This is a genomic window from Dolichospermum sp. LEGE 00246 (genome assembly GCF_015207865.1).
In the GTDB taxonomy this organism is placed as follows: Bacteria; Cyanobacteriota; Cyanobacteriia; order Cyanobacteriales; family Nostocaceae; genus Dolichospermum; species Dolichospermum heterosporum.
This window is the reverse complement of record NZ_JADEWA010000095.1, coordinates 1-14,057: the sequence shown is the minus strand read 5'-3', so window position 1 is coordinate 14,057 and position 14,057 is coordinate 1. Positions and strand designations below refer to the sequence as shown.

Here is a 14,057-nt window from a genome sequence, read left to right as displayed (position 1 = left end):
ACCTATCAAACAGGTCGAAAAGTGGCTCTTGATTTCAAATCAAACATGAAGATTGTTTTTGATGAATTCTTGCCGCAATGGAATTACACCGCTAAACCAGAATTACAGGTTATTTAATCCACGATCCTTACCCTTATATTCCGATAACGGTAAATTCGCATCAGGAGTCAGCAACAACGTCACCTTCGTTGACTCCCCAGGGGCAAGAGAATTAATCTTTGTCGGTGAAGCCAACTTCAACCACGGCGCATCGGGCAGCAACACCTCAATATCTTTGGCAACTGCCCCGCCTTCATTTTTTACATTAAACTCAACCGCCGTTTGATTCCCACGCAACATCCCACTACTGACAATGTTAGTAGAAGCCACCAAACGCGGCACGATTCTTTCTAAATCAACACTCACAGGTAAACTCGCCGTTACCCCTTCTGCACTGGTGAGCTTAATATTAAATTAAACGTATCTTGAGTAATAACCGAATTATTCGGTGCAGTAATGGTGTAACTAATATTATTGCTACCCGAACCCGCCAACGTTGCAGGCGCATTAACTTGAATATTCCAATTACTTGGCGCACCCTCAATTTTGGCAGTCAGACCATTTAAAGCAACATCCGTCAGATTTTGTAAACTTACCTGTCCCGTAAATGCCTGATTAGCAATTACCTTATTAGAAACACCATTGCTAGTAAAACGCATTCCCAATAGCTTAAAGCTGTCTTCAGGTGCAGTATCCTCAGTGGGATTATTCGGGAAATAAGCATTAACTTGATATTGCCCACCTTCACCCGTTAAAGGTTTAAACGTGCTGGTAAAATTGCCACTACCATCGGTAAAAGCCGACAACTCTCGCACAGTTCCATTATTCTTCACTGCAACGGTGACAAACTCAAAAGGAATGGGTGAATTATCCAGATTGCTTAACGCTTGTCCCTTGAAAACAAATGATTGCCCCGAAATTCCAACTTCTGTATCGGTGGAAACTGTAGCCCGATAAGCAGCAGCAACGGAAACAGGGAGAATAGTGGTATTGTTATTATCCCCAATACTTCCGCCTTCATTGATGGAATTTGTTGCATCAGTTTGAGCAATTAAATAATATTGTCCAGTAGTTTTGGGAACGAAGAAGGAAACGTTTCTTTCATAAAATTGCCCAACGGTTAAATCACCTTTAAACTGAAATTCTCCCAACAGAGTATCGCTACTATCTAACTTATTATCAGTGGAAAGATAAACGCGATCTACTAATGGACTGGCATCAGATGCAGTTGCCTTAGCGATACCCTTATTCTCAACCTTGTAGCTAAAGGAAGCTTGCTTCCCAGTTAATAAAAGCGTAGTTGCACTCAAATTAGAGACAACTAAATCAGGTGCATTAATATCAGTCACCGTCAAATTGCGCGAACTACTACTAAAGCCCGTAGCTGATGCTGTGATAACCACGGGTTGCGCTCCATCTGGCACGCCATCATCAACAGCATTAATGTTAAAAGTCGTAGAAGCTTGGTTCGCTAAAATGGTGACTTGAGTAGGAACTGTGGCTTCAGTGGTGTCGTTGCTTACAAGAGTAACAACCAAATCCTGATCGGTAATTATATTCCGAGTAACAGTACCTATCGCCGTAGCACTTTCTGCAATAATATCCTTATTAATCGATACACCCAAAGTTGGAGACAGCCCGTTATCTATAATTTTCAAGACTGCTGTACTCTGGCTTCCTATAGTCGCACCACCTGTGGGGTTGGTAAGACTGAGATTAACGGTTTCATCTGGTTCAACAATAATATCGTTATTAACAGGAATGAAGACAGTCTTGCTGGTTTCTCCATCAGCAAAGGAAATAGCGATCGGCGTATTATTGTAATCGCTCGGTGAAGTTGCGGTTCCGTCGGTTAAGTTTATGGTTGCACCGACTACCCCTGTTAATCTACCATTGCGAGTAACGGTGACGGCGGTTATAGCCTCTCCATTTTCCTTAACACTGAAGTTAGCCGCACTAAAAGCCAGTTCCACATCATCATCGAGAATCTTGACTGTTGCACTACCGCGATCGCCTATGGTGGCTCCACCCGTGGGATTAGTGAGGTTAATGGTAAAGGTTTCATCACTTTCGACTTTGACATCATTACGAATGCGAATGGCATTACTGCCACCTAAGCTGGCATTTTCTACAGTTAGAACTTTACTGGTTTCACCATCAGCTAAAGTAACAGTAAAGGAACCATTGAAAAAGTCATTATTAACGGAACTAGCAGCACAACCACATCCTGTCGCAGTTCCATCGGTAAAGGTAATTGTAGTACTTACGGCTCCCGATGACTTGCCCGATCGCGTAATGATGATATCTGTAACCGCAGTCCCATCTTCACGAACAGTGTAATTGGCTGTACTAAAGTTGAGTTGAATGTCGTCATCTACGATCCCCAACACGGCTGTATTTTGAGAACCTAGAATAGCGCCACCTGTAGGATTAGTCAGAGTAAGGTTAATTGTCTCTGTTCCCTCAGCTAAAGTATCGTTGACAATCGGAATCGTGATGATTTTGGATGCAGCATCGCCATTAGCAAAGGTGACGGTGATGGGCGAGTTATTGTAATCGGCAGGTGCAGTAGCGGAATCGTTACTCAAGTTAATTGTGGCGCTAACTTCCCCATCGCTACCGCCCGAACGGGTGACTGTAATGGCAGTACCGATTAATGTGCCATCTTCATTAACGGTGTAAGTAGGATTGCTGAAGGCTAACGTACCAGGCGCACTTAATCTAATCGCAACAGCTTTTGTATTATTAGTTTCATCTGTTTCTACTTGCCCTCCATTGCGATCAGCTACGAATAGCAAATAGCGATCGCTTGTAGCCGTACTTGGCAAAGTAATATTACGAGAAATTGTATAACTACCAGCACCTGCTAACGGTGTCTGTGTGATGATGTTCTCAAAAGTGACAAAGGTATCAGTAGGGTCATACACTTGATCGTCAGACACATAAACATAATCACTCCAATCTTTATCAGTTGTCCCCGTTCCCTGATTAGTAACTGTCCAAGAGACTGCGATCGGGCTTCCTAAAATAGCAGATTGAGGGGCTGTAGCACTGGTAACTACTAAATCAATCGTATCATTATCATTGATTGTACCGACACCTTGGCTTTTGGTAATCGTGGCATTAGTTGGATTAGTCAAATTAACTAAAAAGTTTTCCACGCTTTCCGCCAACAAATCGCCAATGACTGGAACTGTAATAGTTTTATTCAGTTCTCCTGGATTAAAAGTCAGCGTTCCCGTTGTTGTTGTATAGTCACTACCTACAGTAGCTGTTCCATTGGCAGTGGCATAGTCAACAGTAACCGTTTGATCGCTTATTGCACTAAGGCTAACATCAAAGGTGGCATTAACCGTGCCAACATCACCTTCTGTCACATTGATGTTATTGATAGAAATGGATGGCTGAGGCTTAGTTGTAGCCGAGAGAGTGAGAGTATAGGGAGCTAAAGAAGATTGACTGGCAGATGTAGTTCCACCTTCTGATACAGAAATAAAGTAAGTCCCTGCTGCCAAAGTCTTTTGTAGAGAAGCACTGGTATTGCTACTGTCATTAGTTAAACTATCTACAAAAGAAAAAGTACTGTTGGAAATAGAAAGACTAGTTAAGAAGGAAGTACCCCCATCTATCAGAGTAAAATTAACAGTACTTGTCTCACTTATTGTAAATTTGTACCAGTCTTGATCGTTTAAAAGTAACCCAGATACATAATCAGTATTACTAATTGGAGTTGAAGTTAAGGCTCCTAAATCTTTAGCAGATTGGCGATCGTTCCCCGCCAGATCCTGAGGACCAACTCTTAGATTAAGACTGTAATTACTAGCAGTGCTATTCCCTGTGAATAGACGAAGATAGTAGTCTCCTGCGTCTAGATTTTGAGTGAGTGAATTGCCTTGTCCAGACTTGCTATTGATTACACTACCATCAGACTTAAGCAATTCTAATGTGGTATTAGCTGTAGCATTGAAGTTGAGATACACTCCTAATGTTTGAGTTAGAGTGAATTTAAAGTAATCATCGCTATCAGTTCCGCCAACTACATCACTAAATTGTTTGAGAACAGGAGCAGCTAGAGGTGGCGTAAGGCTGTAGGTTATTGTTCCGAAATCTACTGCTGTTGCTATGGTGTTCCCTGGATCGGTTGTTGTGCTGGGTACAGCCGAGAGCGTGAGAGTATAGGGAGCAAGAGAAGAACCACTGACAGATCCAAATCCATTTTCTGATACATTAATAAAGTAAGTCCCTGCTGCCAAAGTCTTTTGTAGAGAGGTACTGGTACTGCCACTATCATTACTTAAACTATCTACAGTGCTACCATTACTGGTGGAAATAGAAAGACGAGTAAAAAAGGAAGTACCTCCATCTGTAAGAGCAAAATTAACAGTACTTGTCTCACTTATTGTAAATTTGTACCAGTCTTGATCGTTTAATAATAAATTAGAGACGAAATCAGCATTACTAACTGGGGTTGACGTTAAGGCTCCTAAATCTTTAGCAGATTGGCGATCGTTCCCCGCCAGATCCTGAGGACCAACTCTTAGATTAAGACTGTAATTACTAGCAGTGCTATTCCCTGTGAATAGACGAAGATAATAGTCTCCTGCGTCTAGATTTTGAGTCAGTGAATTGGATTGTCCAGACTTGGTATTGAGTACAGTACCATCAGGCTTAAGCAACTCCAATGTGGTATTAGTTGTAGCATTGAAGTTGAGATACACCCCTAATGTTTGAGTTAGAGTGAATTTGAAGTAATCATCGCTATCAGTTCCGCCAACTACATCACTAACTTGTTTGAGAACAGGAGCAGCTAGAGGTGGTGTAAGACTATAGGTTAATGTTCCGAAATCTATTGCTGTTGCTATGGTATCCCCTGGTTCAGACAATTCCACTGCGATCAGAGAACCATCAATTATCAAAACAGAACTGTCATCTTCTTTCCATAGTTGATTTAAATTCTCCTCTGATAAGTTTTTACCAACCACCAAAGCCGAGAAAATTTCCCCTTCATCTCCAACTGAATCAACAGTATTAATTTGACTATCAATCCAATGACCTATTTCTTCTAAAATAACACTGGTGATACTTGCGACATCTTCCTGATGATTTGCAACAAACTCTTGTGATAGATAAATTGTATTCGTAGTAGCCGCAAAAGCTCCATTTGCCCCATTTAATTCCGCTGAAGAAAGAATGGTAATTGCTGGGATGTTTCTAAAATCTTGATTTTTCCAAGCATTTCCCAGACGTAAAGCGGCTTCTTTATCAAACGTATCACCAAAAGCCAACCGTATTTTTGCTACAAATTCTTCACTGTTAGCAAAATCCTTCAGACGTAATTCTACTTGTTCCAATGCTGGTAATAAAGCCTGATTTAGATACAAGTTATCGGTAAGAGAACTATTGGCAGGTGTAGATGTCATAAAAGTATATAGTAATAGAACTTACGGATGGATAAAAACTAGATGATGATACAACAACTTCTATTTTTTCTGATAGGTTGTCTTTTAAAATAATAAGCACCTTTTAAAACAATAGCAATAGCAAAAACAGCTAAATTTAGTAAAATTTGCTGATTCTTTGTTGATATTTATTTGTAAATTTATACAAATTGCAACATTTTCTCAGTAAAAACCGCATATTTGCAGCAAAAATTCCCTCCCACATTAAAAATTGCTAGAACCCTTGACTTCTCATTCAGGGTAGAGGGAATTAACATTAATATTTTCAGTGCTTTTACTTAGATCGAACCTAGTGTATTGAAGAATACAAATACAGGCAAGAAGTCTATCATGTCATCTATCTACAGATAGATTTGAGCGTAAATATTGATAATTAAGTGATTATTGGGAAAATTTAGTGTGTTCTTAGGCATAAAAAGGACAAGTTGGCTAGACTGGAGTCTAGTCCATACGTAAGATTCAATACTGTCCGGTTAATTTTTGTAACGACCATCTTGAATGTTAAGCGATGCCTGCGGCGGGCGTAGCGATCGCTACATGATTTTATTTTTTGAGATAAACTAATAAGTATTGATCTCAGACTCGATAAAAGTTGAGGTGAGATATAAATGAAAAGGAAAATAATGATGTATGTAATGTTTTTGAAGTATTCATTATCTAACTTAAAAAATAAAAAATAGGTATTAGGGAACTACTTCCCCAATACCCAGTTTTGAAGTAATTAAAAACCCTAACAGTAATCTTAAAACAGAGTTAGTTGCACACCTGCTACCTTCTTTAGACTGCTAGGAAAATCATGAATTTTGCTAATTGTGCTAGATGTAGGAGGGTAGGAATTAATAGGTTTGATAGTCGTGATAATTTGAGAAATATCACTAATCCATTCGATATCTTCCGTGCTGCGACTAAACAATTTGTCTACTATTCCTGGGTGAATATGGCATTCTTGAATACACCTTTCATCATTTAGCCAGAAATCATCATCACTGTCTTCACCATTCTCATCATTAGAAGATAATTCTGATGTATCTAAAGCAGCTTCATCTTCTTGTAAAATAGCATCAATTTCCTGCAATCGTTTGGAGACATCATCAATCCTCTCTGAATGTGGAAAAGATTGTCCTACAAGAGATTCCAATCTTGCTTTTTCAACCCTTGCATTTTCCAATTCTTCCTGCAATCTTGGTAGATATTCCGGCAATGAATCTATCATAGTATCAAGACTGATTAAAGGATGAGAACGTTGAAACTCAATACTTCCTTTTTTGTTATCAATAACCCAGGGGAAATAATACTCATTTCCACAACATTTGATGTAAACACCTAACTTATTATTACCAGGACGATAATAAGCGTACACATCAAAACCTCGGTAATTAGCAACCTTTCTTGTCGAAGTATTTTGATTCTGGAAAATCTTTTTACACTCCAGAGATATTCGTCTAGAAATTTGCGCTGCTTTTATTTCCTTAAAAACTGGCTTGATTATTTTCAAATCTTCCTGAAGCCAGTCAATCTTGCGTTCTAAATCTTGAATTTTGCGATTCCAGTTATCTATATTCCAACCCAAACTAAATTGTTGTCTTTGATGACTCCTTTGTTGAATGAGTAGAGAATTCAACTCACTACGCAAATTGGACTCCTCAATTAACAGAGAATTTCCTGTAGCCATTGACTTAATTTGAGCATAGGAATAAATCCCCTGATCACAATCTTCAACATTATCCAAATCCTCACCATTGAGGAATTTAGCCGTCATTTCCTGCTTCCATTGTAAAGTTTGCCATCTGAGAGCATCTAGACGTTCAGTAATATACCTAAATATCCACACAAAAGGTAGGGTAAAACCCATAAATTCCCCATTTCCCTGCCTGATACCTCTTCCCTCCCTTTGAGTTAAGTCAGAAGGTCGCCAAGGGGCATCTAGGTGGTGTATAGCCCATAATCCGCGACGGTGGACATTGCAACCAGTACCTAATTTCTTCGTGCTTCCCAGTAAAATACGCACCGCACCTGAATCAATTAACTCAAACAGTTTAGTCCGTTTAGATTTATTGAAATCATGGACAAACGCAATTTGTGATTCTGGAATTCCTAATGCTATAAACAGCATTTTTAAATACAAATATGTACTGTATTTATCTGGTTTAGGAATACTAGCATCACAGAATATTAATTGAGTTCCCTTGACAGTATTCGTCAGTTTCCAAATTTGCCAACTATTCCAAACACATTCATGCAACTTACTGATATCTGCTTCTTTAGTTTCCCCCAATAAGCGCATTGTTAAAGCAGCTTTTGTGAGATCCGTCGTTACCTTCAGCATATTATCAATGCTGGGTGCAACTTGCCGAGTGTAAATTTTCTCAGACCTTTTGAGAGCATCCCTAAGAAATTGTAACTGTGCTGGAGATGGGTCTACAACAACATCAATAAACTTAGGTTTTGGACGTTTTAAGACATCACCAATATTATCATTTGTGCGGAGGTCAACAAACTGATCCATCAGCCCTCGGAGAGCTTGGATATTGCAGAAACTCTTAAATCGAGTTACTACTTTATATTTACCACTAGCAGTAACTTCAGCCGAAGAAGTAGGTTCTGCAAATTGACTAGCCCATTCATCGAAAGTTTCTATTCCTAATTCTCGTAATTTAGGAAGTTGAAACATCCGCATCCAATTAAATAATTCTGCCATAGTATTGGACAGAATTGTACCCGTTGCACCAATTACTTTTCCTGTGAATTGAGAACAAGTTTCTGTGAGCATATCTCCCAGAATATGTAGAATCTTCATGTAGGTATCACTAGCACGTTGACTCCAACTTTTGGGAATACCTCTAATGTTGTACATCTTGGTAATAATCGAGAGATTCTTAAATTCATGAACCTCATCTATCACCAACATATCTGTCAAATTATCAAAATCAATGTGATTGTCTTTTCTTGTTGATGCTGTTACCTTGTTGATTTTATTTTCTAGGCTTTTTAACGCCTTTTTCAATTGTTTAGTAGTGATTCTGTCGTTTGACTCGTTTCTCAAGAAAGCTTGGAGAATTTCTTTTTCTTGATTGTGGAACGCTAATTGATAATCCTCCGATAATGCTAAACTAAAGAATTGAGAATGAGTAATGATAGTGCAATCAAAATCCCCTGTTTGAATGGCAGCAGTGAAGATTTTTCTCCCTTCGGCATCTAACTTATCAGGAACTAATAAGTTTGCCATTGGATAGAGATATCTAAAACTCTCTTCAATTTGTTTTTCAGTGCCATTCAACACAACTAACATTGGCTTATTAGCTAATCCTAACCTCCGGCATTCCATGATAGATGCAATCATGGTATATGTTTTACCAAGTCCTACATCATGGGCTAGAAAAGTGGCATTTTCTTCAAGGATTCTAGAAACACCATCTAATTGCCAATAGTTTAATTGCACATGAGGATTACTACCCGGAAGTTGGAGGTAATTACCATTATATTTTCGAGCAGAGAAAACATTAATTTGTGTGTTGTAATATGTATACAGTTCCACACATCTTTGTTGATTCTCCCAAATCCAATTTTTAAAAGCAAATTTGATAACTTCTAATTTAGCTCTGGCTTCTTCTGTTGCTTCATTAGAGGCTACAGTATTGATGGTATCCTTGCTTGCGTAAATAATGATTCTGGGGTCTTGACGATTTAATCCTTTTTCCAAAAGTTTGGCACTATCTATATAACTTGTGCCGTATTCTGTAAGGTCGTCAGAATTCCCTCCTATTGTCCAAAAAGATGTGCTAGATGAAGTAATATGAGATATCGTTACTTTAATTTTCAATATCTCTTTCGCAAACTGCTGGTAAATTTCTGGTTTAATCCAGTTTGTACCCAGCATTATGTGAATTTTCTTGTTCAAGATTTTATCTTTTTGGGAATCTGTGAGAGAATTCCAATCAATATTTGATGTTTCTAGACAAGCAAGTTTGATATCTTCTGTAGCATCTGGCAGCATTGGTAACGGTTGAACTGCTTTGAGTGCTTCTATGTTTTTTGCTAAATTAGCTGCGATTGCTTCTTGCAGTTTTCTGTAGACGTTACCAGATAAATATTGAGCCGCGAGTTCCCATTTCTGGGTATTTGGATTATAAAAGATGAGATTATCAGTATCGAGTTCCTGGATAATTTCCTCTGGAGTCAGGTGGCTAATTTCTGAGATATAATCCAAATCTAGACAACCTTTGATATTCAGCGAATGTGTTAAAGCATCTTGGGCTGAATTAACTTTTGTGGGAGCAGAATATGAACGACAGACTCGTTTAGAGAAAATATCAGCTAATTTGTAATTGCTCTTTTCTAGAGTTCTGACTAAATAATAGTTGGGGTCTTTTCCCAAATGGATTAGGTTGTGCTTACTATTGATTCTGCCCCATTTACGAATAAATGAGTTATAGCTGTTTTTAAGTTCTTGTTGGAGTTGTGTTAATTCCTCATCATTTACTGTTTGTTGGGCATTGATGACTTTTATTAAACAGCTACGGAGTTGCCAAAAATCTTCAATTCGATTTCTCTCTACTGTTTCTACTAAAACTAAATGGCTTTTCGCTCTTTGATAAATTTGGTTTTCATGAATACAAAAAGCCATTTCTTTAATATGTTGCAGTTCAGGGGGAACTAACCGTAGTTCTTCAGTTTCCTTTCTAGGAGAGTAGTTTACATTGAGAGGTATTTTGCACAGGGATTCAGATAAATCTCTACCATCATCTAAGAGGGCAAAACCTTCACCGTACAGTTTATTAATGCTTGGTGTACCTAATAAGTGATGTACATGAGGATAGATTCTCTGTTGTAAATGTGTGTATTGGGGAGATTTTTGCAGTTGGTTTTGATAATATTTATCAAAACTTCTGCCTTGAAATTCACTCAAGAAATATTCGTTGAGATGAGCTTTAGTTTTGTCACCTTCATTACCCCAATCTTGAGGAATAATTTGCACTTCTTGAGTATTTATCCATTTTGATGTATTAGCATGACGAGGATTTTTTACTCTTTGAAAGATTAGTAGAATGGGACTAACTTGAGTTATAGCTATGGTGTTAAATACTCCACTAGGAAGTCTTACGGCTGTTACCAGTTCTAGTTTTTGTCCTAACCAAGCCCGGAACTTTTGAGAACTGGGAGCATCTAAAGTGTAGGTAGAAGTAATGACTGCGATTAACCCTTCCTCTCTCACTAAGTCGGCAGATTTGGCTAGAAAATAGTTATGGATATTGACTCCGAGAAAGTTATATTTTGAGTCATTTACTCCATAGTCACCAAAGGGAAAATTCCCACATACCAAATCAAAATATCCTTCGGGGAAGCTGACTTTTTCAAAGCCCTGATTATAGATTTGAGCTTCGGGATATAAATGTTTGGCTATAGTAGCGGGTGTTTTATCTAATTCAATGCCAAATAGTTTTGAGTTGCAGCGTATATCTTCTGGCATTAATCCAAAGAATAAACCAGTACCGCAAGCTGGTTCTAAGATTCTGCCTCCTGTAAATCCTATGCGCGATAGCATTTCCCAAATACTACGGATGATTTTTGGTTCTGTATAATGGGCATTTAATATGCTACTGGCAGCGTTATTAAATTCATTTTGTTCCAGTAAAGTTAGCAATTCTTTTTGTGCTTTACCAACCCATCTGGTTTGTGGATTTAAACTAAATATTTCAGGTAAACAACCCCATCCATTGAATTTGGCTAATATTTGTAGTTGTTCTTGGGTGGGAGTAGTGTTGAGTGTTTGCAGGGTAATAATTGCCTGTTTATTGTTTTCCCATCTTTGTTGGGGTGTGGCTTTTAATTCTGATTCTATTGTTGAATTGATTGTAAACATATTCCATTTCCAAAAAATAGTTTTGGTAATGGGCGCATAGCGCAAATTTACGATTTAAATATGTTATAGATATTCGCATTCAAGTCAAGTATGGGCAGTAATAATTGAACGCAGATAAACGCAGATGATTTGGGAGCATCCCAAATGTGTAAGTTTATTTTTTGTCTGATGTCAAGACATGAAATGAACTAACCACGAAGGAGCGAAGGACACGAAGGTAAGAAGCAAGAAGAGAGTTTTCAGATACTTATTCTGCTTTTTTGTAAAATTGTGATGATTCCGATGATTTTGTACTTCATTAGACTAGGAAATGCTATATGTGCATCTTTAAAGTAAAATGATATCAGAGAAAAAATATAGCTTACATTCGTTAGTAAGCCATATCATTTATAAATAATTTGTGAACATTTATGGTTGAAAAAATTACATTAACAGGTTGAAAAACTTGAGAATTTGAATGTTGAACAGTATTAAATATGCCTCCAAAAGTTCTTACTAATTGTTTTTAAGCTGACAACTTTCCTGTCATTACCAGATTCTGCTGTATTTTCACCTTGAACAGATTCAGTTGCCAATAAAGAGTTTAGTAGTGATAGTTGATGGTCTACGTCTCCTACATGACGGTATATTAAGGAGGGGATTATTTTCATGCCCAAAGGTGTAGGGACAATTTTGAGATATTGGTTTAATGTCTCTAAATAATTGCTATTTGCAAATTGTCTTTCAGCTACATAAGGACGTAATATTTCTAATAATTGAATAGCTTTTTTAATTTCCGAAGAATCAGAAGTATGATCGATTTGAGGCTGGCTTTCTCGGTAGCCTTTCATTTTCTTTTCAGCAACGAGATTGTGAAATTTAGAAACTGCTTGTTGAAAATTACCAAATGAGTGAACTTTTTGTTGAGATTTGTAGCCTACTCGACCCCATTCAACAGTTAAATTTTCTTGCTCAACTTTAGCACTCCAGAACTTATTGCTATTCTGGGCAGCATCTACGAATACTAAATATATTTCCATGATGATTACAACGATATTTCATGGTGGTAAACCGCTAAAAACTCCAATTGGTATTTAGCGGTTTAGTGATTTATGGCTTACTTGACTACTGAAAGCGATAGCGAAGCGCTGCTGCAAGCAGTTCGCTTACTTCTGTGCCGGAGGCAATCTAATTGGTACGGAATTTAGAGGTACGAAGACTTCTCTTGGAAACCTGCACAGGACTAGAAGCTGGTCGTGCCACCTTTGACCAAGACTGCATCCGCTCAACAGCAGCAGCATCTTGAACAGCTAAAGGCGTAATATTTCGCTGGCAATTTTCTAAATCAGCTAGTGTCACCTGCTGCGGTCTTTCCTCATCAAAAGCCAGTAGTGCGGCTTCTGAGGCTAGAGTTTCCAATTCAGCACCGCTAAACTTGCTGGTACTAGCAGCGATCGCTTCCAGATACTCTTCAGGAACTTTTATACCGTAGCGTCCCAGATGAATCCTGAGAATTTGACAACGTTCTATTTCTGTGGGTAGATCAACAAAGAAATTCTCATCAAACCGTCCTTTGCGCTTAAACTCAATTGGTAAAGCAGTTGGGTCATTACAGGTTGCCACCACAAACACCCCTGCTGTACACTCAGACATGAAGGTGAGGATATTTCCTAAAATCCTTTGCGAAACCCCAGAAGTATCGCCATTAGCGGAAAGTGCCTTCTCAACTTCATCAATCCAAAGGACACAGGGAGCGATCGCTTCAGCCGTACTGAGTGCGCGGCGGACATTACCTTCAGATTCTCCCACTAGGCTACCAAGCATTGAGGCAATGTCTAGTTGCAACAATGGAAGATTGAGGATGGTGGCAATATTCTTCGCTACTATTGATTTACCTGTCCCCGGTGGTCCCGCTAGTAGCACTCCTTTAGGTTGGGGTAAATTGAGCGATGCCTTCGGCGAGCTTCGCTAACGCGCTTCTTGGGAAAATAACCGACGACGGCGTTGCAGCCAATCCCGTAGTAAATCCAGACCGCCAAAAGGTATTGTTGTGGGTTTACCCAGTTCAATACCCATTTGAGCCAATAGCCGGGTTTTGTATTCGACAACCAAGGAAATGACTGTAGCATCAATCACAATGCCTTGAGAAGTTAATCGTTCCTTCACAGTCAACCGCAGGAAGTCGCTGATTTCTTCCAAAGTTAGTCCTAATGCTGCTCTTGCCAAGGTTTCTTTATCTTCAGTGGTCAGAGAAACTGTAAAATTCACCTCTTGCTCACTGGCAGATTCTTGCAAATAGAGCAAATATGATTCTAAGTGGTCTTGAATTTGCTCAATGCTGGGTAAAGGAACTTCACAGCAAGGAATAAGCCTCAATAAAGATTCATGCAGTTGAATGTTTTGACCCAGAAGTACAATGCGCTTTTCAGTTGGTTTGAGACGATGGTACAAGTTTTTGACTCTCGTGAGAATTTCCCAACTCAATTGCAGGGAATTTTTACCCACAAAAGGGTGAATATCTCCCAAGACGAAAACCCCATTCCCCTCGAAATTGTTGATGTACTCGAATACATATATTAAAGGGTCTATGTGAGGATTATTCCTAAAAATAATGTCTACATTATTGAAGCAGTTTATGAAAGAAAAGAAACCACGATAGAAGTTAATAATAGAATCGCCGCGATTGATATATGACTAAACTGTTGAAAAGAGAATAATAT

General features: G+C 38.6%; 4 protein-coding genes and 1 pseudogene. All 5 read right to left on the bottom strand.

Features of this window, described 5'->3' with window-relative positions; translation table 11 throughout:
• Positions 1 to 102: 102 nt before the first annotated feature.
• Positions 103 to 381: an NEW3 domain-containing protein gene (locus tag IQ228_RS09180; RefSeq protein WP_193962702.1), complete on the bottom strand. Its 279-nt coding sequence runs from the start codon at positions 379 to 381 to the stop codon at positions 103 to 105.
• Positions 382 to 419: 38 nt separating this feature from the next.
• Complete coding sequence (locus tag IQ228_RS09175; protein ID WP_193962701.1) at positions 420 to 5,459, bottom strand: Calx-beta domain-containing protein; 5,040 nt, start codon at positions 5,457 to 5,459, stop codon at positions 420 to 422.
• Positions 5,460 to 6,240: 781 nt separating this feature from the next.
• Entirely contained in the window at positions 6,241 to 11,358 is a 5,118-nt protein-coding gene (locus IQ228_RS09170) for a DEAD/DEAH box helicase family protein (protein ID WP_193962700.1), read from the bottom strand.
• A 470-nt stretch (positions 11,359 to 11,828) separates the two neighbouring features.
• Entirely contained in the window at positions 11,829 to 12,377 is a 549-nt protein-coding gene (locus IQ228_RS09165; RefSeq protein WP_193962699.1) for a WGR domain-containing protein, read from the bottom strand.
• A gap of 148 nt (positions 12,378 to 12,525) precedes the next feature.
• Positions 12,526 to 13,944: pseudogene (locus IQ228_RS09160) on the bottom strand (AAA family ATPase); the annotation flags it as partial.
• Positions 13,945 to 14,057 lie beyond the last annotated feature (113 nt).

What these genes read in the sequence shown, in the direction of transcription:
- IQ228_RS09175 (WP_193962701.1), bottom strand. Translation starts at nt 5,459, where the DNA reads ATGACATCTACACCTGCCAATAGTTCTCTTACCGATAACTTGTATCTA.
- IQ228_RS09170 (WP_193962700.1), bottom strand. Translation starts at nt 11,358, where the DNA reads ATGTTTACAATCAATTCAACAATAGAATCAGAATTAAAAGCCACACCC.
- IQ228_RS09165 (WP_193962699.1), bottom strand. Translation starts at nt 12,377, where the DNA reads ATGGAAATATATTTAGTATTCGTAGATGCTGCCCAGAATAGCAATAAG.